Source organism: Pantoea sp. GM_Pan_4, assembly GCF_026541005.1.
Classification (GTDB): domain Bacteria; phylum Pseudomonadota; class Gammaproteobacteria; order Enterobacterales; family Enterobacteriaceae; genus Pantoea; species Pantoea dispersa.
Window position 1 is genome coordinate 103676 of the sequence record NZ_JALNUZ010000003.1, and the last position, 25023, is coordinate 128698.

Sequence of the window (25023 nt, forward strand, 5' to 3'; positions counted from 1 at the left end):
GGAGGCAGGATGTCGATTCACTTCCCTTTGCAGGCCGACGGCGCGCTGGATGCGCTGCAGCCTGCGCCGCGGTTTAAATCGGTGGCCGGAACGGGCAATCAGCCGCTGGCTAACGGTACGCCTGTGTTTAACAGCCCTGACGTTTTCTCACCGCTGATGCTGATGAAACAATCGGCGCTGGAGAATAACCTGCGGCAACTGGCGGCGTTCTGCCAGGAAAACGGCGTGATGCTGGCCGCGCACGGCAAAACTTCGATGTCGCCGGCGATTCTGCGCCGTGCCGTCAGTGAAGGCGGCGCCTGGGGCCTGAGCGCAGCGACGCCGGCCCAGGTGCGCGCGCTGCGCCAGTTTGGCATCCGCAACGTGTTTCTCGCCAATGAACTGGTGGATCCCGCCGGGATCCGCTGGATTGGCCAGTGGCAACAGCAACATCCCGACCACGGCTTTCTCTGTTATGTGGATTCGCTGCAGGGCGTAAAACTGCTTGAGCAGCATCTCGGCGGCGCACAGATCGCCGTGCTGCTGGAGATGTCGGTCAGCGGCGGCCGCACCGGCTGTCGCTCGCCGCAGACCGCGCTGGAAATCGCCCAGGCAATCCATGACAGCCGCTCGCTGCAGCTGGTGGGTGTGGCCGGTTATGAAGGTGCGCTGGGTGCCGGACGCGATGCCGCAGGCGTGCAGCGCGTGAAAGATTACTGCGAGATGATGATCGCGACCGCCGCGCTGCTGGCTGAACATCAGCTGTTTGCCAGCGGAGAAATTATTCTCAGCGCCGGCGGTGGCGCGTGGTTCGATGTGGTCGCGGCCGGCTTCAGCGCGGCACAGTTGCCGCTGCCGGTCACGCCGCTGATTCGATCCGGTGCGTACATGGCACACGACAGCGGCTTGTATGCACGCATTGCCCCCTTTGCGCAGCCGGGTGCAACGCACCATTTCAGCGCCGCACTGGAGATCTGGGGCCGCGTGTTATCGCGTCCGGAGCCGGGGCTGGCCTTTGTCGATTTCGGCCGGCGCGATGTGCCGTTCGATCAGGATCTGCCCAATCCGCTGTGGATTCGTCAGGCGGACGGCAGCGCACCGCGCGCGGCCACGCATTTGCGCATCACCGACGTCAACGATCAGCACGCTTATTTGCAGTTACCGGCGGACGATCCGCTGCAACCGGGCGACTGGATTGGCTGCGGCATTTCCCATCCCTGTACCGCATTTGATAAATGGCGCTATTTACCGTTGGTGGATGATGACTATTGCGTCACCGATTCACTGGAAACAGCGTTCTGACGCTTTTTCAGCCACAAAAAAGGCTGCCAGTGCTGGCAGCCAGTTCTGGCACATCCCTGTGCGACCATGCGGGTCGGCGTTGTGCCTTCAATGAGCACATAATAACACAGCTTATAATTAGCAGGCTAGTTATTTGTTGCCAGCGCCAGCTTCACCGCGTCCTGCGCATGGATTAATGTGGTATCGAACAGCGGCACCGCCGCATCCTCCGCTTTTACCAGCAGCGTGATTTCGGTACAGCCAAGGATAATGGCTTCAGCTCCTTCTGCCACCAGTTGAGCGATGATGTCACGGTACTGCGCGCGTGACTCTTCACGGATCACGCCGAGGCACAGCTCCTGATAAATAATGTCGTGCACCGTTTTACGTCCGGTAGCGTCCGGTACCAGCACCTCAATGTCATATTGCTGCTCAAGGCGCCCTTTATAGAATTCCTGCTCCATGGTGAACGCGGTCGCCAGCAGACCAACGCGTTTCACGCCGGCCTGACGAATGCGTTGTGCCGTGGCGTCAGCGATATGCAGCAGCGGAATGCGGGTGGCCGTGGTGATGTGATCGGCGACTTTGTGCATGGTGTTGGTGCACAGCACAATGAAATCCGCCCCGCCCTTCTCCAGGCTACGGGCGGCTTCGGCCAGGACTTCACCGGCCTGCTGCCATTCACCGGCGACCTGCAATTTCTCAATCTGCTGAAAATCGACGCTGTACATCAGGCTGCGCGCCGAGTGCAGTCCGCCCAGCTGTTGCTTTACCTGTTCATTGATGATGCGGTAATAGAGCGCGGTGGATTCCCAGCTCATGCCGCCAATCAGGCCAATCATTTTCATCAGTTACCGTTCCCCACGGAAATTAGCTCGTCTGGCACTGTACGGTATTCAATGAAGGCATGAAAGCGTCGCGGCGCTGAACCGCATCGCAGGCACAAAAAAGCCCGGGATAACCCGGGCTAAGCACGTTAACGGAGAAAGGGATTGTTATTATTTGTACAGCTCAGCAGTCATGTCCACGCCGTTGTCTGCGCGGGCGCTGGTGATTTTGTAACTGTCTGCACCACTCGCTTTAGCCTGAGCGGCTACCTGGGCTTCAGCGCTATCCAGGGTGCTGCCGTGGACAGAGATGCTTTCAGCGGCGAAGCTACCGAAAGAGATCATAGAAAGAGCAGCAACAGCAGCGATGGTCAGAGTTTTTACGTTTTTCATGGTCATGTTCCTTCAATGTTTGGGTCAGAGCTGAATGCTCTGCATGGAAGTTATAGTAACCATTGTTATTATTAACCACCTAACAAAAAGTGCGATCTTAATCACACTATGTGCGGTTTTGCTCTGCCAGCGGCTGCGGCCAGCGCGCGCCAGGAAAGAGCGACAGATGGATATTGAACAGATGAAACAGCGGCGCAAACAGCGCATTTTCCTGCTGCGCCGCCGCCTCCAGCCGCAGCAGTAACACATCAAGCTCATGCAGCAGCGCCGGCGACGGCGTGCTGTCCAGCGTTTTTAGCCGCTGCTTAAGAAACTGGCTCAGCTCGTGAAACATGGCCGCGCTTTCTATCTGGTGCGCCAGCAGCAGGTGCCGATGACGGGTGTAATAGTCATAGCAGTTAGCACCGAGCCAGGCCTCCGCAATCAGATTACCGCCCGCCACCAGCTCCGGTGCCGGATCGACGCGTTTACGCGGCAGAATCACGTTTACCCTGTCCAGCGTGCGTGCGACAAATTGCTGCCGCGCCGTCAGCGTGGCGGTGTTCATGCGCAGCGCGGTAATAAACTGCAGCAGATCGCGAATGCCTTTACGCAGCGCACGCGTGGCCGTCCACGCCGGACGTTTGTTGCGAATCAGCAGCGTCAGAACCAGCGCAACGGCAATGCCCACCAGCGTGGAGATCATGGCATTCACTATAAGCTGCAAATCGGGTTTGAAATGGTGGCTCATGCCGATCAAACCGGGGATCTGCGTGGCAACGATGAGACCGATCAGGTTGGTTGACGGATTGGCGATCACCAGCCCTAAAGCAAACAACCCCGGCGCAAGGCATATCACCAGCGCTTCAAATGTCACCGCCTGCGGGATCAGCAGCGTGACGTAAATCAGGCTGATCGCCATGGAGATCAGTACGCCCTTCAGAAACAGCTTCATCGGCGCGATGGGGCTATCAAGCCCGGCGAAGAACGAACACAGCACCGCCGCCATCATCGGCGCGGTTGAACCATCACGCCAGCCGCTGCCGATCCAGAACAGGCAGCTGGCAAAGGTAGCGATGAAGGCAGTAAAGCACGACAGCAACAGCAGACCTTTATCGACATGTTTGTGCGCGCGTGAAGCCTTGCCCGGTTTAACCGCTGGCGTCCAGTCACTGACGCGCTCGCTGACGCTGTGGTAAGCATCAGCAATACGGACAAAGTTGAGTAACCGTTCCAGCAGACCGATGAGCAAAATGCTCTCTTCACTGTTAAGCCGCCCTGCGCGCCAGGCCTGCTGCAGCTGTTCCTGAGCGTCGGTGAGGCGATCGCGCACCGGCTGCTGCGCGTCGCCGTTCAGCCATTGTAAAAATTGCTGAAAGGCCGTCGCGACATAATCGGGAAAGCGGATCTGCTGCTGTGCCAGCAGATTCAGACGCGATTCAATGGCGGTGAGCGTCGGGATCAGGTACGACAGATGCTGATACTGCACGCTGACCAGCCGCACCAGCCGCCGCGCGGCATCCCCTTCATAGACGCAGTGGGTGATCAGCGTTTCGACGTTAAGTGGATAGTTGGCCATCTGCACCAGAATATCCTCGCGCTCCAGTGATTTTGCCGCGGGCATCGCCGTCATCAGCTCGCTACACAATTTACGCGCGTTCTGATACCACAGCCCGACGCTCTGTTCGAGCAGATGGCGCATCGAAACCGGGAAGATCAGCCGATGCACCAGGCTGCTGCAGACAATCGCCACGGTGATTTCCTCAATGCGGGAAATCACCGTATAGGTAATGGCGCCGGGCGAGGTCACATCGGGAAAGCCCATAATGGCGGCGCTGTAGCCGGCCAGCATAAAGACGTAACTTTTTGGCGTTCGGTCGTGCAGCGAGAGATACAGGCAGACGGCAACCCAGAGTGAAATACACAGGCTGAACAGCATCGGCGACTGGACCGTAGCCGGATAGATCAACAGAGTAAACAGTCCGCCCAGCACGGTGCCAAAAAAGCGAAACACCGATTTGGACACCGTCGAAGCGGAATACAGCTGCGAGGCAACATACACGGTGGTCAGTGACCAGGCGGGTTTGTCCAGGTTGAGTTCCAGCGCAAGATAAAAAGCCAGAAAGGCGGCCAGACAGGTTTTGGCAGAGAACAGTACGGCGCTTCGGGAAAACCACTTCATAGAACGGGAGCAACCTATAGCAGGCAACGTTATCGCTTATCCTGACAGAAGCCTGCGGCGATGACATTTTGATTTGTTATACAAATTATTACCGTGCTAATTATCCGGTTCTCTATGCAACTTGCCCATTACAGTGAATGCTGATGCAGGCTGGAATTAGAGTTATAAGCGATATTAAAAAGTTATTTATTGGTTATATAACAACTTTGCCAGGATGGAGGAAAAACCACGAGAGACGTCCCATGAAAGCACAACGTTTTGCCCTGAGCGCACTGGCACTCAGCTTCGGCCTGCTCGCCACGCACGCCTTTGCCGCCAATCCGGAAACCGTCACCATCGGCTATCAGAAAGCCAACATTTTTGCGCTGCTGAAATATCGCGGCACGCTGGATGAGACATTCAAAAAAGAGGGTATCGTGGTGCGCTGGGTGGAATTTCCCGCCGGCCCGCAAATGCTGGAAGGGCTGAACGTGGGCAGTATCGATCTGGCCGCCACCGGCGATGCGCCACCCGCCTTCGCGCAGGCGGCAAAAGCCGATCTGATTTATCTCGGACATTCACCCGCTAACCCCAAAACCGAAGCTATCGTAGTACCGAAAGACTCACCCATCAAAAGCGTGGCCGATCTCAAAGGCAAACGCGTTGGCCTGAACAAGGGTTCAGACGTCAATTATCTGCTGGTGAAAGCGCTGGAAGATGCCGGGCTGAACTATAAAGATGTCACGCCGGTGTACCTGCCGCCGGCCGATGCGCGCGCCGCCTTCCAGAAGGGCGCAATCGATGCCTGGGTGATCTGGGATCCCTATCTGGCTGAGGTCGAATCCAACGCCGGCGCGCGTGAAGTGCGCAACGCCGAAGGCCTGGTGCCGCACTACACTTTCTATCTTGCCAGCCGCCCGTTTGCCGAAAACCACCCGCAAACGGCTAAGCAGGTGATTGACGAGTTGAGCAAGCTGAGCGACTGGGCCAATCAGCATCAGGATGAAGCCGCCGCGATTCTGGCGAAATCCACCGGCCTCGATAAATCTATCTGGCAGACCACGCTGCAACGCCTGCCTTATGGCGCGTCACGCATGTCACCGCAGGTGTTTGCGGAACAGCAGGCACTGGCGGACACCTTCACCCGCGTCGGCCTGCTGCCGGTGAAGGTTGATGTGCGCAGCGCGACCTGGTCGCTGGATAAAAAATAACCTCATTATTAAATCTGAAAGGTCGGGCGATCTGGCGCCTGACCTGAAGCGGAGTAAGCCCGTTTTCCACGGCCGGACGGTAAGTTACTGCGTTCTGCGGGAAAACGTATCGCCCTCCGCTTAACCTTTCACAATGAAGGCATGCCGGCTCACCTGATCACATCGACCGGTATCTGACGTTTATTCAGCTGATTTTCAGCTTAAACAGCTGATTCATTGCCACCCGGCCTGAATCGGTTACGTTGACTTCACGGTATCCCTGTATACGCTTTACCCATACTTTTTGCAGGAAAAGCGTAAACAGGGCTGAGCCAGCGTCACCGCCGAGGTGGAAACGCCTTTCACTCCAGTCCAGACAGGGGCAACAGGGCTTGCGCCGTGTGCGGGAGTTAAGTAAAACGCCCATGTTCTCAAAATGGATTTTGCCGGCTGATGTCAGTCTCGATCCCTCTGCTTCCAGCCAATTTTCCCGGAGCATAAAGTCATAAATATTGACAGCAAGCTCGCCGGCCAGATGGTCATAGCAGGTGCGTGCGTAACGCAGATGAACCGGCGTACTTGAAACGGGGGCCTTAGTTGTCCACATGGAAACCCCCATCAGGTTTTCGAGCAATCCGGCGATATGATGACCGGCCAGACTGTAATAGCGATGACGCCCCTGCATCAGGCAAATGACCAGACCGCTGCTAAGGAGTCGGTTCAGATGCCCGCTGGTTGTCGACGCTGCTATGCCAGCCACTACGCTAAGTTCGGTCGCTGTCCATGCGCGCCCGTCCATCAGCGCGCAAAGAATAGTCACCCTTGACGGGTCCGCCAGCGCAGACGCCACCATTGCCATCGATGTTTCAGGCACATTATCCGGCTCACTTGCGCGCGTTGTATTAAGGAGGTTCATTCAGAAGGTATTGCCCATTTTCGGGTTACTTCACCTGCCCTGACATCATCATCCGTGATAAGAATGAGCCGGTTACTGTGGTCGCTGTACTGTACCAGAATATTGATGCCGTTCCGGGCAAGAGTATCAGCTATTTCGCCCAGCTCGCCGGGACGTTCCTGCGCTAATTTTCTGACAAGAGGACGACATACGTTGCCGACTTCAAAACCGGCTTCAGTTAATACCGTGCGCGCTTTATAGCCGTCTTCAACGAGGAAGTGTACATGCCCGCCTTCAGGCGTTGTAAACACGCCACCCCCTTCGAGACCCACACCGTTTTTCCCCAATACACTTCCCAGAAAACCCAGTGAGCCCGGGCTATTTTTGAGAATAACGTGAATGTCATGCATGCTGATTGGTTCCCTTATCAGAAGAGTAATCACGGAACACGCTGGCTACCCGTATTCTGTAGAATGAAAAAATCGACTGCCTGCCTTCTTGCTGCGCGGCCTGATGCATCACATTGCGTTTCCACCCGGCGACAGCATCCTCATCTTCCCACCAGGACAAAGAGAGGATCTTGCCGGGCGTGGTCAGGCTCTGGAAGCGCTCAATGGAAATAAATCCAGGCGTGTCGGATAACAGAGGTTTCAGCTCAGAAGCGAGCTGAAGATATCGCTCCTGAGCTGCTGGCAGGGCTTCTGCCTCAAAAAGTACTGCAATCATGTTCCGCTCCGTCGTTTATTTTCGGGCAGCTTAATGAAGACGAAACCATGTTGCTTCGGTCAGTACCGAAGTGTGTTTGTTAGCGAAGCCATCGGCATGAATAAGCGATAAATAGCAAGCTCAGGAGTTAAAAGGCGGGAATGGGGATCCACTGGCAATGACCGCTTCTGCTACAAAGCGGACCCGGATACAATTCGATGTCTGGTGTAAGCGAAAAACAGACATGACAAGCAGTTTAAAACTTACACCCTGATGGCTTTATAAAAATGGCATCAATACTAAAATTTATGCTTATCCTGGAATGGAGTTATACCTCTGAACATAAATATAAGAACCGCCCAGGCAGCTGATATCGATGGCATGTTTCATGTCAGAATCTCAGTTATCGAGAATCATTTAAGTCGTGAGGAAATGCAGCGAATCGGGATTACCGAAAACGTAGTAGCTGATTTGATTGAAAAGAGTTGCTGTGCATGGGTTGCGACTGATAACGAAAAAATTATTGGTTTTTCTATGATTTTACCTGATGAAGGCTGCCTTTTTGCTGCCTTTGTTCTCCCGGAGTACGAAGGCAGGGGTATAGGCCGCAGGCTTGTTGAAATCGCGGAAAAGGAATTATTCAGGCATCATGAGATTGCCTGGCTTGAAACTGACAAACAAAGTCGTGCAGCAAAATTTTACATACAGCTCGGCTGGGGCAATAAAATTGACATCAATGACACAGATATCAGATTAGAGAAACATCGCTGAGTGAAATCCACAGCAATATTCATTGATGTCGGCTCCTGGCACAAAGCGCGCCGTCTGGTCAGGTTAGAAACTATTTTGCCCGGTCAATGCTGACATATAGGCATCACCCCAAAGCCGACATTCCAGGCTGGACTTGTCTACTTCAAGGCAGAGATCGACATCCGCGGCGAATCCACGTTGCATCAGCTCTATTGCAGACGAACACTCCCGTAGAAGCACCAGGTTTTGCTTCTGGTAATGCTGCCAGACAGCCACCGCAGCCTCTGCTTCTGGTGAGCAATTTTGACGCCCCATTGCAGCGATAATTCCGCCAGCAGCCACATAATCCTCAATACTGGGGCGAAGGCTCCCATCGGGCCAGCGTTCTCCGCAGGGAATTACCAGCACACGGCCGAAGGAACGGCAGGCATTCGCGGTCGCAGATATGTTTCTGAAACAGCCGCTCAACACTGCTATTCCAGCATCCCTTGCTTTGAATGAAACGGCTGAACCGTTAGGCGATGGGAGGACCAGTTTTTCACCCTCGCTTATGTTTCTTAGCGAAGCCGGCGATAGGCTATAACCTTCACCGCTGAATCGTCTGTCCGGACTCGCTGTGCTGGCTCCCATTTTCAAACCATATTCAATAGCAGAAGCATCTTTCCAGGGGTACGGATAGACACAGGCACCATTATTGACAGCCATACTGACGCAAGTTGAGAACGACATAACGTCAACAATGACAACGCAGTCGACCTCCCCGGCAAGATGCTCTACCGCAGGCAGGCCCCACTCAAGACGAACCGCAAATTTTTCCTGACTGAACCATTGCACGAGGCTTTCTCCGTTATTCCCACGCCCTGTTTTGCATCACCACCCGGTACCCGTCGGGATCGACGAAGGTTTGCCCACTCACATCCCAGTAAGGATTGAAAGAGTTCGTCCGTTTAAAACCCGCGTCAATCATGGTTTCGCATGCCAGCTTCCATGCATTTTCATCCGGATAATAGAGGACGAGGAGATCGTCTTCGGTTGGCGAGGGTATAACGGGATGTCCCGGGCAGCAGGTGAATTCGAGGTGCCAGTCGAGGTCTTTTCGCCCCAGCATCACGCCATTGAAACCGTCGTGATCGTGGAATTCGGCAATTTTTTGCAGATCCAGTCCCTGACTAAACATCAGCATCGATCGTTCAAGCTGGGTGACGGGTCTGGCAATGCGCATGTGCGTAAACATCTGGCTAGACTCCTGAAAACGTTTTTCTGGGTGTTGTTAACCAGGTAGAGTTTACACATGATCGGGCTGGTCATTTGTCGATGAGAGCCTGCGCAACCTGCCCTGCCCGCGTTGTGCGCGTCTGGCTATGCTCCGCGCCGTTATAACCCGGATGGCAGCAACGGTTATTCAGGTTTCCCGATCGGCGCACTGCGCAGCGGGCGACAAATCACGGTCATGGCAACGGCGCTGCACAGGGGAAACAGCGCCAGCAGCAGCCAGGGATAAATAGCCTGCGTTGAAGGAACAAGCGCGTTGTCCAGCAGCGGTCCAAACATTAAATTTCCGGCCAGCACCGCGAAGCCGCCGGCGGTGGCCAGGGCGCCGTAATGTGCACCCAGCGTCGCGGGGTCGGCAAACCGGGGAATCAAATCCTTGGCCGACGGCACCAGCAGCATCTGGCCGAATGTCAGAAACGTCACCAGACACACCGCAGGGATCAACCGCAGCCAGCCGTCAGACGGCGTGGTTGACGCGAACAGGGCCACGCTGGCAAACGCGGCGGAGAGCAGCAAAAAACCCACCGGTAAAACTTTTACCGTCCCCACGCGTCGTGCAAAGCGCGCCAGCGGCAGCTGAAAAGCGATGATCAACACCGAGGCCAGCATAAAGAGCGGGCCGAGATCTTTCTCGCTGCCGCCTGCTCGCCGAATCTCCACTGGCAACGCCAGATACAGCTGGTTGTAGCTCAAAAGCCACGAGCTGTAAGCCACGATGAAAGCGACAAAACGCGGCTGGCGGAAGGTCATCCACCAGGGGACAATTTTTAGCGCCTGTTTGCTGTTACCTGTAGCAGGGAGAAAAAAGTACAGCACCATCAGCGCGATGACAAATACCGCGGCCCCTGCCAGCGCCACCTGGCGGAAACCAAATCCGGTCAGCAGTGCGCCAGCCACCGGGCCCAGTACGGCACCGAGTTCGCCGCACACCGCAAACAGCGCAAACCACTCCGCGCGGCCGCGCTTTCCTTGCGCCTCGCTTTGCGTTCCCGCTTTGGCCAGCAGCGCTTCAATTGACGGAGAAAACAGCGCACCGCCGATGCCCGTCAGACATGCACCCAGAATGATCGGCCACAGCGATTGCCCCAGCGCCAGCAACAGATAACCCGCAATCCGGACCAGACAGCCACACAGGATAATGATCTTTGCGCCGTACCGGTCAGAGAGCGCCCCACCGAGAAGAAACATCCCCTGCTGGGAGAACGTGCGTAATCCCAGAATCAGCCCAATAACGCCGCCGGAGAGCAACATATCATCGCGTAAGAATATCGCCAGAAAGGGAACGACCGCGTAAAAGCCAATGTTGAAAACAAACTGACTGCCCAGCAAAACACCCGGGCGCAGGGTAGAGACAGGACGCAGCGAGAACGAAAGCATGCTACCTGACCCTAAAGAATGAAATGAATGTGCTTCTTGCCATGGAAACGGGAGATCTCAATTTTGGTTTTCACCCGGAACACCTCCCAAAGCAGCGCCTCGGTCAGGATATCCTGCGGCGTGCCGGTTGCGATGATTTGACCGTTCTGCATCACGATCAGCGAATCGCAGAACATCGATGCGTGGTTGAGATCGTGAATGGCGACAATGCTGGTAACCGGTAACTCGCTGATCAGCTGCATTAATTGCATCTGGTGATGGATATCCAGATGGTTGGTCGGTTCGTCCAGCAGAATTTCGCTCGGCGTTTGCGCCAGTGCGCGGGCAATGTGCACACGCTGACGTTCGCCACCGGAGAGACTCAGCCATCCCTGCTCACTTTTCTCCAGCATGTCCACGCGCTGCAGAGCGGCCGTCACGGTCTCGTCATCGTGCGCGCTCCAGTTGGAGAATGGCGAATGATGCGGAATGCGCCCCAGTTTCACCACATCGCGCACACGCATATTGGCGTCAGTCATGCCGTGCTGCTCGACGAATGCCACCCGGCGGCCAAGCTGTTTGCGGGCGATGCGGACGATATTTTGCCCGTCCAGCGTCACACAGCCGGTATCCGGGCGCCGCAGGCCGGCAAGGATGCGCAGGAGGGAAGATTTACCACAGCCGTTTGGACCAATCAGCCCTACCGTTTCACCACGGGAAATGTGCAGCGACACGTTATCGACGATGACCTTTTTTCCGACCTTCCAGCTAATGTTGTCAGCGGAGATACTCATTATTTATTCCCCGAACGCCAGATAATCACCGCAAAGAACGGCACGCCAACCAGCGCGGTCACCACGCCTACCGGCAGGCTTTGCGGGGCAATCAGCAGGCGCGACGCGATATCTGCCAGCACCATCAGAATGGCACCGGCCAATGCGCTGGCAATCAGCAACGTGCGATGCAGCGGACCAAAGAAGAAACGCATGACATGCGGCACCACCAGGCCAATAAAACCAATCGAACCGGCCATGCTGACGATGGTGGCGGTGATAAGCGCTGTGGTGATAAAGAGCGCAAGGCGCACCTGAGGCACCGCAATACCCAGCGAGGCAGCCGCATCGTCACCAAAAGTGAACGCATCCAGCGCCCGGGAATAGTAGAGGCAAATGGCCAGTCCGATGGTCACTACCACCAGCACCAACTGGAGTTCCGGCCAGCGCACGCCACTGAAGCTGCCCAGCAACCAGAACATCACATCGCGCGCCTGCTGCGCACTGGCAGAGGTGCTGATGGTATAAGCGGTGATGGCATTAAACAGCTGGGAAGCCGCAACGCCAGCCAGGATGGTGCGTTCATTACCGCCGCGTGCCCCTTTCGTCAGAAAAGCGACAAAGGCAAAGGCGGTGAAGGCGCCGGCGAAGGCTCCCGCCGACAGCGAGACGGCCCCGCTGCCGATGCCCAACACCACGACAGAAACCGCCCCGGTGGAGGCACCGGCAGAGACACCGAGCACATAAGGCTCAGCCAGCGCATTCTTCAGCAGGCTTTGCAAAACGGCACCGCAAATCGCTAACCCGGCGCCACAGCACGCCGCCACCAGCGCCCGGCTGAGGCGAAAGTCCCAAATCACACTCTCGTAGATGCGGCTCAGGGGAACGTGCGTGAGCCCCATTTTATTGCTGATGGCATAAAAGACGCTTTTCAGCGGGATCGACAGCTCTCCGACGCTGACACCGGTCGCAATCACCAGCAATAATAACGCGACGGCAGCCACCAGCGAGGCGGTCAGGAACAGCCCCTGTCGCGCCTGAACAACAGCGATGGTCATCAGTTCAGTTCCAGTTTTCTCAGCTGCTCACCCACCTGTTCGGCCCCGTAGATAGTGCGGATGGTCGGGTTCATGGCCTGGCCGTCCATCACCACAATGTGGCCTTTTTTCACCGCATCCAGCTGGCTGACGGCAGGATCGCTTTTCAGGAATTTGATTTTCTCTTCGGCTTTATCCAGCGCCCAGCGATTGCGATCGAGACTGGAGACCACGATCACATCCGGATTGGCAGCAATGATGCTCTCCCAGCTGACCGTCGGCCATTCGGTCTCTGAAGTGATGGCGTTGTGCCCGCCCAGCACGCTGGCGATGAATCCGGATGGACTGTTTTTACCGCCCACATAGGCATCCGCAGACGGTGACGAGCTTGAGAACCAGAACACAAACGAGAGATCTTTTTTGCTGCTACCAAACTCCTGACGCAGTGCCGCTTCACGCTTTTTGAAATCGGCAATCACCGCCTGGCCACGATCTTCCACGTTGAAAATTTTGGCGAAGTCCTGAATCTCCTGATACAGGTACGTCATATCCCACAACTGCTGGCGACTGCCATACATATCCCCTGCGGCTTTTTTGGTGGCGCACATTCCTGGCGACACATAACTGTTTACGCCAAGGGTGATTAAATCTTCGCGTTTTGCCACCTTGCTCTCGGGTCCCAGCAGCAGCGGCGTCTGGGCAGGAACGAAGTCCGGGTTTTGCGCCAGCACGGATTCAAGGGTGGGGATTTCAACCGTCAGCGTTTTGATTTTTGCATTCTGTTCGGCCAGCTGTGGCAACACTTTGGTTGGCCAGAACGCACTGGCGATGACCTTATCCTGCAGGCCGAGCAGCAGCAAAATTTCTGCGGTATTTTGCCCCAGCGCCACCACGCGCTCAGGCGGTTTGGTGAAGGTCTCTTTATAGCCGCAGTTTTCAATCGTGAGAGGATAGGTGGTCGCTAGCGCAGAACTAACCGATGCAAACACCAAACATAACGTGCAGATGACCTTTTTCATTAACCCCTATCCCCATTGATATTGTTTTGAGAAGCCCGCGCCGCTTTAATGCAAATGAAACTCATTAACGAAGCGGGCTTTTATACAATGGGCACTTTAAGGTGTCAACGGGAGATTGTTTCCCTGAGTTATCATCGTTATGGCCCTGCCAGGATCGCATACCGGACGTTCTGTAAAAGCCTGCCCGCAGCCAGCCGGTCCCCTTCCCTGCTGGCGTCACGTATTTAATACGCAGAGCATGCCAGGCCAGCATTCGCTTCGCGGCACCGGGTTAGAGGCGTCCACCGATTCAGGCCTGACGCTGACCGCACTCAGCGATGTTTACCGGTTGCCTGCGCTTTTCTGACAGCTGCAGACTGAGCATCGCCAGTAGAATAAAGGCCACCGACATGCCGATCAGCCCGTAAAATCCGGCTAACGGATATATCCATGATGCGACCGCCGAGCCAAAGCCGATACCACCAAACATGAAGGCACTGGTCAGCGCCAGCGCAATGCCGCGATGGCGGACTGATGCCAGCTCGACGATCCGGCGCTGCTGGCTGGGCCAGAGCAGATCGGTGGCAAACGCCCAGACCACCAGTGCCGCCAGCAGCACGCCCAGCGCTTTCGGCAGCACGGCGATCAAGGCCGTATCGACGATGAGCAACGTCATGCCGCTCAGCAGCAGCTTCTCAGCGGTAAAGCGTGTCGCCACGCGGGTGACCCAGAGATTGCCCAGCACGCCGGCAACGCCCAGCACGGCCAGCGCTGCGGAGACCGCATGCGTGCCGCCAGTGTAGGTGTCGCGAATGAGCGGCGCGATAAAAGCGTAAAAGCTGTAAACGCCGGAAGTAATAAAAAACACCACCAGGAAGGCCGTCAGGTATTTACCATCGGCCAGCACGCCGGCCATCTCACGCAGGCGGATGCGCGTCCCGGCACTGTCATCCGGCACCGTCAGCAAAATGTTCAGCCCGCTCAGCAGACTTAGCAATCCGACCAGCACAAACAGGGCTTTCGCGCCCCACAGGCTGGCTACCCAGGCGGCGAGCGGAATACCGGCAAGGCTTGCCATCGATACTCCGAGCAGTACCATGCCGATGGCCCGGCCGCGCTGCTGTTCATGGACCAGTTCGGAGCCCAGCGCAACCAGCACCGGACCGATGAACCCGGCGCCTGCCCCCATCAGGATGCGTGAGGCGAGCAGTGCGTTGTAGCCCGGCGACAGCACAAACGCGAAGGCGCCCAGGCTAAACAGTGCAATGCCGGTGAGCACCAGCCGGCGACGGTGCAGGTGACCAAACAGCACCTGCACCAGCGGAGCCGCCAGCGCGAAGGTGAGTCCGAAAACACTCAGTAAGCGCGCGCTCTGCGCATCAGTCAGCTGCCAGGCTGCAGAGATGGCCGGCAGACTGCCAGCGACAGACAGCGCGCCGGTAGCCTGTACGAAGTAGGCAATGCTCAGCGCACGCAGCGCGCGGCGCTGGGAAGAGGTGATGACAGCGTTCATTATTTCTCTCCGGCATAAACTTCAGGGGCGCTGCCCCTGAAATGTTTACTGAACAGGAATCGGGTTATCCGCTACAGACTGGTTGAACTGATTCACCAGCGTATGCTCGTTCGCGCCCGGGTTATCGCGCACCGGCAGCACGCGGTCGACAATCGCTTCGATGGTGTCGGTACCCAGCTTTTCAAACGTCTCGCTGATGAAGGCGTCCAGTGGCATGGCGCGCGGGTCGCCGCTTTTGTAAATCAGATCGGTATCCACCCACGGCGGTGAAATTTCAATGACCTGCACGCCGGTATCACGCAGCAGGAAGCGCTGCGACAGGGTATAGGAGTGAATTGCGGCCTTGGTGGCCGAGTAAAGCGCGTTGGTCGCCAGCGGCAGGAAGGCCAGCACCGAGCTGTTGTTAATCAGCACCGCGTCCGGCTGCTGCTTCAGGTGTTCGATGAAAGCTGCACTGACGCGCACCGGGCCCAGAATGTTGGTGTTGAGCAGCGTCACCGCCTGCGCGTCATCCAGTTCGCCCGCCGCGTTGTCAAACGGCATGATGCCAGCATTATTGATGACCACGTTCAGGGCCGGATAGCGCTCCAGCACGCTCTGTGCGGCGGCCTGAATGCTGTCGGCGCGCGTGACGTCCAGCACCACATAGTCCATGCCCGGACTGGCGGCGGTGACTTCCTGCAGCAGCGCCTCGCGGCGTCCGGAGATAATCACCTGGTTGCCCAGCTGATGAAATTTTTCTGCCATTGCGCGGCCGATGCCAGAAGTGCCGCCCGTGATGAAGATGGTGTTATCGGTCAGTTTCATGATCTGATTCCTTAATGGGACAGTTATTGAGATTGCGATTCTGAATAAGGGGGCGTTCAGTGCACAGAGACGGGCCGATAGCGTTCAGCCGGCGCGTCGCTGCCGAGGTGCGGCATCATGGCCTGACGCGCCTGCTCATAGCGGGTCCAGAGCGCTTCGTCCTGCAGGGACGGAATGGTAACGAGCTCGCCGCGGGCGAAGCCGGTGAGCGCCGCATCAACCATCTCCTGCGCGCTCATGACGATGTTCGGGTCAAGCTGGTCAACCGGCAGACCGCCGTTATCCCAGAACGGCGTCGCGGTAGCGCCAGGCAGTACGGCCTGCACCTGAATCCCCTTACCGGCCAGTTCATGGTGCAGCGACTGACTGAACGCCAGCACGTAAGCCTTGCTGCCGCCGTAGACACCGTTCAGCAGCTCAGGCGCAATGCTGACGATCGAGGCGATGTTGATGATGGCGCCGCGTCCGCGCGCCACCATGCCCGGCACCAGCGCATAGGTCAGGCGGGTCAGCGCGATGACGTTGAGGTTAATCATGGCGTTCATCTGCGCCACGTCGCTGTACAGCAATGGGGTATGGGTGCCGATGCCGGCGTTATTCACCAGCAGCGTAATGCTCGCGTCCTGACGCAGCTTCTCTTCCAGCGCGTTCAGCTGTGCGGCATCGGCCAGGTCCGCGGTGATGACTTCCACGCTGCGGCCGCTGTCGGTGGTGATGTGTTCAGCCAGCTGGTTCAGGCGGTTGTGATTGCGGGCCACGATGATCAGGTCATAGCCCATGCGTGCCAGTCGGCCGGCGTACAGTGCGCCCATACCGGTAGAGGCGCCGGTGACAACGGCAGTGCCGCGGTTGGTGTGTGTCTGCTGCGTCATGATATTCACCTTGTCAGTTATCGGGTTGGTGAATTCATAGTACGCAGTCGCGCACCGGCGCGGCTGACGAGAAAGGTCGTGATTTCGGACAACATGATGACCGGGATTCCGGCCATCGTGATCAGAAGGCGTTCAGGCGGGACAGAGCGCGTCAGGCTTTACCGGTACGCAGCGACTGCGGCGGGATGCCGTAACCGCGAATGAACACTTCCCGCATATGGCGGCGATCGCGGAAGCCGGATTCTCGGGCTATCACCTCCATCGGCAGCCTGCTCTGCTCGATCAGCAAGCGGGCGTTTTCCAGTCGTAATCCCTCAATGGCTTTGGCCGGCGACTTGCCCGTCTCAGAACGGAACAGGCGGCTGAGCTGCCGCGCGCTCAGGTGAACCGCATCCGCAAGGTCTTCGATGGTCAGCGCTTTGCTGAGATTGTTGCGCGCATATTCCAGCGCCGACTGCAGCCGGTCGCTGCGCGGAGAGAGCATCAGCATCTCAGAGTGCTGCGTCTGTCCGCCGGAGCGGCGGTGATGCATGACCAGCAGGTGCGCCACGCTGCGCGCCACTTCGGCACCGAGATCTTTCTCTACCATTCCCAGCGCCATATCCAGCCCGGCGGTGAGTCCCGCCGAGGTCCAGATGTGATCGTCAATAATAAAGATGCGGTCTTCTTCTATCCGCGTCGTCGGGTGCAGCAGTTGCAGACTCTGGGCATGTACCCAGTGCGTAGTGGCACGGCGCTCCGATAACAGACCGGCCTGCCCCAGCACGAATGCGCCGGTACAGATCCCGGCCACCCGGCGGGCCCGGGGTGCGTGCACCTGCAGAAAATCAACGATGCCCGCTGTGGCCGGCATCTCCAGCGGCGTCATTACGCCTGCGACCAGCCAGGTATCCATTTCCATCTCTGCATGGATCGGCTGGCTGTCTACGCCGAAGCCGGAAGAGGACTGCACCGTGCCACCGCGCTCTGAATAAACCGTGCAGTGGTAAAAGGGTTCGCCGTTTACCTGATTGGCAAACTCAAAAATACTTAGAGTTGATAATCCCAGAACCTGGAAATGATCGGAAATCAGTAAACCTACCCGGTGCATCGTCGTCTCCTTCAGTCGTCCGGCACCGTCTGCCACACTGTGTCCGGCCTGATGTTAAGCAGGGTGAGCCATGACAATAACCCGATTTCGCTCAGCGGTATCACCTGTGAAAAAATAAAAAAGGCGATGACACCGACCTGCTGGGGATCTTCTGCGCCGTTTTATGTTAAGAGTACCCGATCGGGCAGTTCGCCAGACATGCGGTTTTAAACAGGCGGCCATTGCCCAGGTCATTAACCAGAGAAAAAACCATGAAAAAATCGATCGTTCCTGAAGAATTTCAGCACTATTACCATGACTGGCACTTCTCTCCCGTTATCGAAGCCGATGGCACCCTGTATCTTTCCGGGGTGACGGCAGCGCGGAAAGACAAACCGATAAGTACCCACCCTGAAGAGCAATTCCATGATGCGTTTTATAAGCTGGGTGTGTATTTAAACGCTGCCGGACTGGACTATGAACATATACTGGAGATGACCACCTTTCATATCGATCTTAAAAAACACATCGGGGTATTTTCTAAGGTCAAAGATGTGTATATCAAAGCCCCCTACCCGGCATGGTCTGCCATCGGCGTGTCAGAGTTCATTCCGGAAAACGCCCTGGTAGAAATGCGGATTGTGGCGAAAAGGGTGCTTCAGGCAGATGGACAAAAATAACCGCAACCGCCGCTTACGTCACAGGGCTGTGATTACAGCCCTGCTTCTTCCGCATTTATTCGGCTTTTCCCTGCATCAGCTGCCGGTATTTCATGCTGTCATGGTACATCTCATGGAATACGCGGTATTTACGGTCGTAATACTCTTTGATTTTGTTGGTCTGCGGCGTGATGGTCTTACCGATGCGGCTCATGGCGGCCATCGCTTCGGGCAAAGAGTCGTATGCGCCCGCCGCCACAGTACCCATCATCGCGCTGCCGAGCAACATGGCTTCACTCTCTTCCGGCAATAGCATCGCGCAGCCCGTCGCGTTGGAGTGCTCCTGTACAAAGATGGGATTTTTGGTGCCGCCACCGCTGGCCATAATGGTATCAATGCAGTAACCGCTCTGGTTCATGGTTTCAATAATATGGCGAGTGCCAAGCGCCAGCGCCTGAATAGTGGCGAGATAATGCAGCGCCATGTCTTCCGGCGTGCGCGACAGTTTCAGGCCAGTCAGCGTGCCGGTCAGGGTCGGATTGGCACGCGGTGAGCGGTTGCCATGGAAATAAGGCAACATATGAATGTCTTTGGTCAGGAAGGCAATATTCTCGGGTTCACCCGCCATCTTGCGCAGAATGCCGTTCAGCACTTCATAGATGGTTTTGCCGCTGTCTTTACCCTGCTTAAGCAGATCCTGATAACACGGATGCGACTGAATCACATGGTCAATCAGCGCGCCGGTGGTGGATTGTCCGCCTTCGTTCAGCCAGTAATCCGGCAAAATCGCCGAATAGTACGGCCCCCAGATGCCGCCGATATAGCGCGCGCTGCGCGACATCGCCATATGGGCCGTGGACGTGCCGCCAATCAGCGCAATGCGGTTGTCAAAATCCGCTGATTCGCCAGATGCGCCGCTGGCACCAAGAATACCGAGGCTGCCGGCGTGCGCATCAATAATCGAAACGCTGACCGCCGTGCCCGCCATTAACCCCATCTCTGCAGCGGCGCGCTGCGTCAGGCCATGCCCCAGCGGCTCACCCATGGTTTTCACTTCGCTGCCGATCTTTGCCGCGTTGTTTTCCAGTAAATCCTCCAGGCCAATCTGGCGGAAATAGCTCGGATCCCAGCGGTCTTCATGGCCGATATAGGTCCATTTGCAGACGGTTGAGCACAGCGATCGCGTAGTATCCTGGGTGGCACGCCAGGTGAGGAAATCCGGCAGGTCGAAAAGATGCCCGACGTTACTCCAGGTGGTCGGCATGTGCTGTTTCAGCCACAGCAGTTTGGGGGTCTGCATTTCCGGCGAGATAATCCCGCCGACAAACTCCAGTACGCGATGGCCAGTGGCATTGATGCGTTCTGCCTGCGTGATAGCGCGGTGATCCATCCAGACAATAATGTTCTGCTCGCTGCGCCCGGTCGGACTCACGGTCAGCGGTTTGCCTTCTTTATCCAGCACCACCAGCGAACAGGTGGCGTCAAAACCGATGCCTTTCACCTGAATCGGGTTGATATCCGCCTGACTGACCACGTCTTTAATCGCGTTACACACGGACTGCCAGATCTCATCAGAGGATTGCTCAACAAAATCAGCTTTCGGGCGGTAGAGCGTGATCTCCCGGCTGGCCTGGCCGAGCATACGGCCAGTCATATCGAAGACGCCCGCGCGGGCGCTGCCGGTTCCTACGTCGACGCCAATAAAATAACTCGCCATGTTCTTTCCTTTCTTGAAAAGCTTTCGCTTATGATTTTCTGTTTTGCAGAGCGATAAACAGGATCAGGACACAACCCCACAGCGCCATGGTCAGGTAACTACTGACGCCCATCAGATTCAGGCCGCTTTCCAGCATTTGCAGCACGATGAGCGCCAGCACCAGCCCGATAATCCGGCCAAAACCGCCGTCAGGGTTAATGCCGCCAAGCACCGAGGCCAGAATGGTCACCAGCAAATAGGAGTCGCCGTAGCCAGCCTGTGCCGAGTTAAATTTGGACATCATCAGCAGTGCCGCGCCCCACCCCAGCAGAGCTGAAAGCACGTACACCGCGATGGTGACTTTATGCGTGTTGACCCCACTGAACCGCGTCGCCTGCTCGCTGGAACCCATCAGATACAGGCTGCGGCCGAGCGTAGTGTGTTCCAGAAACACCCACAGCAGCAGCGCCACCAGCAGGAATAACACCAGGGCGACCGGAATACCCAGCAGGCTGCCGTTGCTGAGGTATTGAATCACCGGCGGGAAACCGGAAATGACCGCGCCGTTGGTCAGCAGAATATTCAGTCCGGCGATCAGCGTCATGGTGCCGAGGGTTGCCAGAATCGGTGAAACCCCGATAAAGGCGATCAGCGCGCCATTGAGCACCCCAATCACCAGCGCCACACCCAGACCCGCAAGCAGCGCCAGTGCGACATATTCCGGCTGGTTCGGATGCGCCACCAGAATCGCCGCCATCACCAGCGAACACGCGTTGGCACCGGCAATGATCGAAAGGTTGATCCCGCCGGTCAGCATGGTAATGCCCATCCCCAGCGCCAGCATGCCCAGAATCGGTAACTGCGAGGAGATCGACTGGAAATTGCCGACGCTGTAAAAGCTGCCACCCAGCGTAAAGGAGAACAGCACGGCAACGGCCACGATGATCAGCAACTGCAAACGGATGATGCGGTCGCCGGGTAAGAAGCGGTTTAAGGTTGTCATGTCACATCCCCTTCGCCAGTTTGCGTTTTTCGTTCCACGCGGTGCTGCTAATGCTGACCAGAATGATCGCGCCGCTGAACACCTGATGCCAGTAAGATGAAATGCTCAGCAGGGTCATGCCATTTTGCAGGAAGGCCAGCAGCATCACGCCCAGAATGGTGCCGGTTAGCGAGCCGCGCCCGCCGGTCATGCTGGTGCCGCCTAGTACCACCGCCGCCAGCACCGTCAGTTCATAACCGAGCAGGGAATTAGGTGCCACCGACTGGGTAATTTGCGCCTGTACCACGGCAGCAATACCCGCCAGCAATCCCATAAAACCGTAAACGTAAAAATGCAGTCGCAGGATGTTCAGACCAAGACGCGATGCGGCGTCACGGTTGCTGCCCATGGCGTAAATCTGGCGGCCCACGCGGGTGCGATTCATCAGGACGCCGGTAACGATGATCACCCCCAGCAGGCAAAGCAGCGGCAGGGTCAGGCCATAGTCGTAACCGTCGGCGGCGGTGAAGGAGAACCAGCTGATCCCGTTCATAAACCAGTCGGGGAAACCGTACAACCAGGTACCGTTAGTCAGATACACCAGCAAACCGTAAAACAGGTTCAGCGTCGCGATAGTGATAATGATGGCCGGCACGCGCAGCCAGTACACCAGAAAACCGTTGACCAGGCCGAGCAGCAACCCGATCCCCATCGACATGGCAAACGCCAGCGGAAAGCTGCCACCGTGATGAATGATGTAGCTCGCCATCACGTACTGCCCGATGGAGGTGACAGCGGGAAAGGAGATGTCGATGCCGCCGGCAATCAGCACCACAAACAGACCACAGGCCAGAATGCCCAGAATGGCATAGCTGGTGGCGACGTCAGTCAGGTTACCCAGCGTCATAAATTCACTGCTGCTGGCGCTCAGACCCACCACCAGCAGCAGCACCAGTAATCCCAGCCAGAATTCGTGCTGGGTAAACAGTTTCGATAGCGATTTGTTACCCATTAATTACCTCCGCAATCTGCGCTTCGCTGCTCTGGTGCGGCGCGAACTCCGCTACCAGTTCGCCTTTGCGCATCACCAGCACGCGATGGCTGTTGTAATACGCTTCCGGGATTTCATCGCAAATCATCAGCACCGCCATGCCGGATTCCGCCAGATCGCGTGCAATGCGGTAAATCCCCTCTTTGTTAGCGATATCCACGCCCACCGTTGGCGAATCGAGGATCAGGATATGGGGCCGCGTCGCCACCCATTTAGCGATGGCGATACGCTGCGCATTCCCGCCGGAAAGAGTCTTCACCGGTAAACGGCTGTCCGGCACTTTGATGTTCAGGTCACGGATCAGGTCTTTGACCACCGACGCCGCTTTGCGGTGATCCATCAATCCAGCGCCGGTATGCAGCTTGTCGAAAATCGATACCAGCGTGTTGTCATAAATCGATTGATCCATGATGAGCCCCTGCGTCAGCCGGTCTTCCGACACATAGGCGATGCCGTGACGGATGGCGTCGCGGTTAGAGTGGAATTTCACCACTTTGCCGTTGATGCGAATCTCTCCGCTGTCCGGCTGGCTCATGCCAAACAGGCTCAGACAGAGTTCCGTGCGGCCCGAACCGAGCAGGCCAATAATCGACGTGATCTCTCCCTGGCGCAGCGATAGCGAAATATCGTGGTACTGCCCTTTACGGCTCAGCTGGCTGACTTCCAGCAGCGGCGTCACATCGGCCGGCGCCCGGTGTGGCAGGTGGCTGTAGGTAAAGCGCTGCCCGGTCATCAGGAACGCCAGTTCATGACTGTCGAGTTCACTGGCCGGATAGGTGCCGACCAGTTTGCCGTCGCGCATCACGCTGATGCGATCGGCGACTTCCATCACTTCATCGAGACGGTGACTGACGAACACCACGCAGATACCGGCGGCTTTAAGTTCATTCACTACCCGCAGCAGACCATTCACCTCGGTGCGGGTCAGTGACGCGGTCGGTTCATCCATAATCACCAGACTGGCGTCAGCGGCGATGGCACGGCATATTGCCACTAACTGACGATCGGCGATCGACAGCTTTTCAACTTTACGATCCGGATCCAGAGCAACACCAACCCGTTGCATTGCCGCCAGCGCTTTTTTGCGCATTGACTCACGATGAACCCAGAAATCACCGCCCGGTAAATAACGGTGAATGACAATATTTTCGGCCACCGACAGATTGGGAAATAACGATAAATCCTGATAAATAACCTGGATACCGTAATAGGAAGATAACTGCGGCGTCAGGGTATGAAAGAGTTTTCCATCCAGCGTAATAGCCGCGCCTTTTTCTGGCTGATAAACCCCGGAAATGACTTTGATTATGGTACTTTTGCCACAGCCATTCTGTCCGGCCAGACAATGCACCTCACCTTTATTCAGTGTCAGGCTGACATTATCCAGTGCTAATACGCCGGGGAACTTTTTACTTATTTTTTCGAGGCTGATAAAGGCCTCAGCATTGGCGGGGTACGTGCTGAGCGTATTCATCATAGATCCTTAAGCCTGCCCATCCTATTTCCAGTCGGGTATTGGCGATGCTCGCTTATCCGAATCATTTATATCTCATCGAATTTCACTGAGTTTCGCCGCGCCTGACGCGAATTATTCAGGGTATATGTTTTCAATCTCTGAGTAGAAGTTCAGATACAGCACAACATACAACGCCGTATCTGTTTCTATTTGCCTGGTGTGGCGCTGGAGATAATCTATCTCCGTTAAATTAAGGTGTTAAACATTCTGATCAGAAGCCAAGTGATTTCGCATTCTCTGGCGTTACTTCAAGAATTTTATTAAAGCGAATCACTTTCTTATCCATATCGACGTCGGCTTTGCCCAGACCTTCAATGCTCAGGTCTTTAGTGACTTCTTTACCCTGCAGCAGCTGATCGGCAACCGAAACCAGGGCGTAACCGGCATCTTTTGGATCCCACAGCAGGACTTTCTTAATGTCACCGCGCATCAGGTATGGCGCAGCCTGAGCGGGCATAGCGATCCCGACAACCGCGATCTTATTTTTCGCCCGCTTCTGCTGAACCGCCTGACCGGCACCAATCGGACCAAGGGAACCGAAACCGATAATCCCTTTCAGATCAGGATAGGTTTTCATTAAATCCAGCGTGGTGGAGTATGATTTATCAATATTTTCTGCCACCGGCAGGCGTGACGTGACTTCATGCATGTCCGGGTATTTTTCTTTCTGATATTTGATCGCCGCATTGGCCCACGCATTATGTAATGGCACGGTCAAAGAGCCGACATAAATGGCATAACCGCCTTTGCCACCCATATCTTTTGCCAGCTCGTCCATATTGGCTTCCGCATATTTCTGGCTGTCGATGGTTTCGACATCCCACTGACCAATTTGCTGGTCCGGCGATTCATGGGTTAATACCACGATGCCCTGGTCGCGCGCTTTTTTCAGTACCGGCTCCAGTACTTTGGCATCGTTTGGCACCACAATGATGGCGTCAACTTTTTTGGCAATCAGATCTTCAATCACCTTGACCTGCTGCGCCGGATCGGGCGTGGAGGCGCCAACCTGATAGGCGTTAACATCCAGTTTCTGCGCGGCTTCTTTTACGCCGACTTCCATGCGGGTGAACCACGGAATACCGGTAACTTTGGCCACCACGGCGATATCGTAAGGTTTGGCAGCGAATGAGGGTGTTGTGAATAACATGCACGCTGAAACCACACATGCACTGACTAATGCGAGGTTAAATTTCATTTTGGTACCTTTCTGATGAGGTTCTGATATAGGGAACAGGCGGTTGCTATTTAATTCACGCTCA

At 56.2% G+C, this 25023-nt stretch carries 25 protein-coding genes; 4 read left to right on the top strand and 21 right to left on the bottom strand.

Translation table 11 applies throughout. The annotated features are described in order from the left end of the window. Nucleotides 1–9: 9 nt before the first annotated feature. On the top strand, nt 10–1281 hold the full coding sequence (locus OXR61_RS09440; protein ID WP_021508753.1) for an alanine racemase: 1272 nt from the start codon (nt 10–12) through the stop codon (nt 1279–1281). 125 nt (nt 1282–1406) lie between these two features. Here OXR61_RS09440 and OXR61_RS09445 read toward each other — a convergent pair whose 3' ends face one another. The 3 genes from OXR61_RS09445 to OXR61_RS09455 all read right to left on the bottom strand — a co-directional run bounded on the left by OXR61_RS09445 (nt 1407) and on the right by OXR61_RS09455 (nt 4641). After that, complete coding sequence (locus OXR61_RS09445; protein ID WP_021508754.1) at nt 1407–2108, bottom strand: aspartate/glutamate racemase family protein; 702 nt, start codon at nt 2106–2108, stop codon at nt 1407–1409. A gap of 150 nt (nt 2109–2258) precedes the next feature. Further along, a complete protein-coding gene (locus OXR61_RS09450; protein WP_010615756.1) occupies nt 2259–2480 on the bottom strand; it encodes a YdgH/BhsA/McbA-like domain containing protein in 222 nt (73 codons plus the stop codon). Between the two features lie 106 nt (nt 2481–2586). Further along, the gene (locus OXR61_RS09455; protein ID WP_021508755.1) at nt 2587–4641 is read right to left on the bottom strand and encodes an FUSC family protein; all 2055 of its coding nucleotides are present in this window, start codon (nt 4639–4641) and stop codon (nt 2587–2589) included. Between the two features lie 242 nt (nt 4642–4883). Between OXR61_RS09455 and OXR61_RS09460 the strand changes: the two genes are divergently transcribed. Then, nucleotides 4884–5831, top strand: coding sequence for a sulfonate ABC transporter substrate-binding protein (locus tag OXR61_RS09460; protein ID WP_021508756.1), 948 nt, complete (start codon nt 4884–4886; stop codon nt 5829–5831). A 184-nt stretch (nt 5832–6015) separates the two neighbouring features. Here the strand turns inward: OXR61_RS09460 and OXR61_RS09465 are convergent, their stop codons facing one another. From OXR61_RS09465 to OXR61_RS09475, 3 genes are read right to left on the bottom strand one after another with little or no spacing between them, the layout of a single operon-like run. After that, a complete protein-coding gene (locus OXR61_RS09465) occupies nt 6016–6726 on the bottom strand; it encodes a helix-turn-helix transcriptional regulator (protein WP_267411940.1) in 711 nt (236 codons plus the stop codon). Then, nucleotides 6723–7115, bottom strand: a complete 393-nt coding sequence (locus OXR61_RS09470; protein WP_021508758.1) for an amino acid-binding protein — start codon at nt 7113–7115, stop codon at nt 6723–6725. Before OXR61_RS09470 ends, OXR61_RS09465 begins: the two co-directional genes overlap by 4 nt. Further along, nucleotides 7108–7431 carry an antibiotic biosynthesis monooxygenase gene (locus OXR61_RS09475; protein ID WP_021508759.1) on the bottom strand — a complete coding sequence of 108 codons (324 nt, stop codon included), beginning with the start codon at nt 7429–7431 and terminating at the stop codon, nt 7108–7110. Before OXR61_RS09475 ends, OXR61_RS09470 begins: the two co-directional genes overlap by 8 nt. Before the next feature lie 315 nt (nt 7432–7746). On the opposite strand from OXR61_RS09475, the gene OXR61_RS09480 reads away from it, so the two are divergent. After that, nucleotides 7747–8181, top strand: a complete 435-nt coding sequence (locus tag OXR61_RS09480; protein WP_031279940.1) for a GNAT family N-acetyltransferase — start codon at nt 7747–7749, stop codon at nt 8179–8181. A 63-nt stretch (nt 8182–8244) separates the two neighbouring features. Here OXR61_RS09480 and OXR61_RS09485 read toward each other — a convergent pair whose 3' ends face one another. The 10 genes from OXR61_RS09485 to OXR61_RS09530 form a co-directional block, all read right to left on the bottom strand. Next, complete coding sequence (locus tag OXR61_RS09485; RefSeq protein ID WP_021508761.1) at nt 8245–8994, bottom strand: 2-phosphosulfolactate phosphatase; 750 nt, start codon at nt 8992–8994, stop codon at nt 8245–8247. A 13-nt stretch (nt 8995–9007) separates the two neighbouring features. Beyond that, nucleotides 9008–9394 (bottom strand): hypothetical protein, encoded by a 387-nt coding sequence (locus OXR61_RS09490; RefSeq protein ID WP_021508762.1) that lies wholly within the window; start codon nt 9392–9394, stop codon nt 9008–9010. Nucleotides 9395–9558: 164 nt separating this feature from the next. Further along, nucleotides 9559–10809 (bottom strand): MFS transporter, encoded by a 1251-nt coding sequence (locus OXR61_RS09495; RefSeq protein ID WP_021508763.1) that lies wholly within the window; start codon nt 10807–10809, stop codon nt 9559–9561. A gap of 11 nt (nt 10810–10820) precedes the next feature. Continuing rightward, on the bottom strand, nt 10821–11582 hold the full coding sequence (locus OXR61_RS09500) for an ABC transporter ATP-binding protein (RefSeq protein WP_021508764.1): 762 nt from the start codon (nt 11580–11582) through the stop codon (nt 10821–10823). Continuing rightward, a complete protein-coding gene (locus tag OXR61_RS09505) occupies nt 11582–12619 on the bottom strand; it encodes an iron chelate uptake ABC transporter family permease subunit (RefSeq protein WP_021508765.1) in 1038 nt (345 codons plus the stop codon). The genes OXR61_RS09500 and OXR61_RS09505 overlap by 1 nt, the downstream gene beginning before the upstream one ends. Further along, complete coding sequence (locus tag OXR61_RS09510) at nt 12619–13617, bottom strand: ABC transporter substrate-binding protein (RefSeq protein WP_021508766.1); 999 nt, start codon at nt 13615–13617, stop codon at nt 12619–12621. The genes OXR61_RS09505 and OXR61_RS09510 overlap by 1 nt, the downstream gene beginning before the upstream one ends. Nucleotides 13618–13906: 289 nt before the next feature. Then, nucleotides 13907–15109 (bottom strand): MFS transporter, encoded by a 1203-nt coding sequence (locus tag OXR61_RS09515; RefSeq protein ID WP_021508767.1) that lies wholly within the window; start codon nt 15107–15109, stop codon nt 13907–13909. Between the two features lie 45 nt (nt 15110–15154). Next, the gene (locus OXR61_RS09520; protein WP_021508768.1) at nt 15155–15916 is read right to left on the bottom strand and encodes an SDR family NAD(P)-dependent oxidoreductase; all 762 of its coding nucleotides are present in this window, start codon (nt 15914–15916) and stop codon (nt 15155–15157) included. 56 nt (nt 15917–15972) lie between these two features. After that, on the bottom strand, nt 15973–16788 hold the full coding sequence (locus OXR61_RS09525; protein WP_021508769.1) for an SDR family oxidoreductase: 816 nt from the start codon (nt 16786–16788) through the stop codon (nt 15973–15975). 151 nt (nt 16789–16939) lie between these two features. Next, the gene (locus tag OXR61_RS09530; protein ID WP_021508770.1) at nt 16940–17878 is read right to left on the bottom strand and encodes a GlxA family transcriptional regulator; all 939 of its coding nucleotides are present in this window, start codon (nt 17876–17878) and stop codon (nt 16940–16942) included. 251 nt (nt 17879–18129) lie between these two features. Here OXR61_RS09530 and OXR61_RS09535 point away from each other — a divergent pair, with 251 nt between their 5' ends. Continuing rightward, the gene (locus OXR61_RS09535; RefSeq protein ID WP_021508771.1) at nt 18130–18537 is read left to right on the top strand and encodes a Rid family hydrolase; all 408 of its coding nucleotides are present in this window, start codon (nt 18130–18132) and stop codon (nt 18535–18537) included. A 55-nt stretch (nt 18538–18592) separates the two neighbouring features. Here the strand turns inward: OXR61_RS09535 and OXR61_RS09540 are convergent, their stop codons facing one another. The 5 genes from OXR61_RS09540 to OXR61_RS09560 all read right to left on the bottom strand — a co-directional run bounded on the left by OXR61_RS09540 (nt 18593) and on the right by OXR61_RS09560 (nt 24959). Next, on the bottom strand, nt 18593–20233 hold the full coding sequence (locus tag OXR61_RS09540; RefSeq protein WP_021508772.1) for an FGGY-family carbohydrate kinase: 1641 nt from the start codon (nt 20231–20233) through the stop codon (nt 18593–18595). Nucleotides 20234–20261: 28 nt separating this feature from the next. Continuing rightward, on the bottom strand, nt 20262–21215 hold the full coding sequence (locus OXR61_RS09545) for an ABC transporter permease (protein ID WP_021508773.1): 954 nt from the start codon (nt 21213–21215) through the stop codon (nt 20262–20264). A 1-nt stretch (nt 21216) separates the two neighbouring features. Next, on the bottom strand, nt 21217–22206 hold the full coding sequence (locus OXR61_RS09550) for an ABC transporter permease (protein ID WP_021508774.1): 990 nt from the start codon (nt 22204–22206) through the stop codon (nt 21217–21219). After that, the gene (locus tag OXR61_RS09555) at nt 22199–23719 is read right to left on the bottom strand and encodes a sugar ABC transporter ATP-binding protein (RefSeq protein ID WP_021508775.1); all 1521 of its coding nucleotides are present in this window, start codon (nt 23717–23719) and stop codon (nt 22199–22201) included. Before OXR61_RS09555 ends, OXR61_RS09550 begins: the two co-directional genes overlap by 8 nt. A gap of 253 nt (nt 23720–23972) precedes the next feature. After that, the gene (locus OXR61_RS09560) at nt 23973–24959 is read right to left on the bottom strand and encodes an autoinducer 2 ABC transporter substrate-binding protein (protein ID WP_031279943.1); all 987 of its coding nucleotides are present in this window, start codon (nt 24957–24959) and stop codon (nt 23973–23975) included. Nucleotides 24960–25023: the final 64 nt, after the last annotated feature.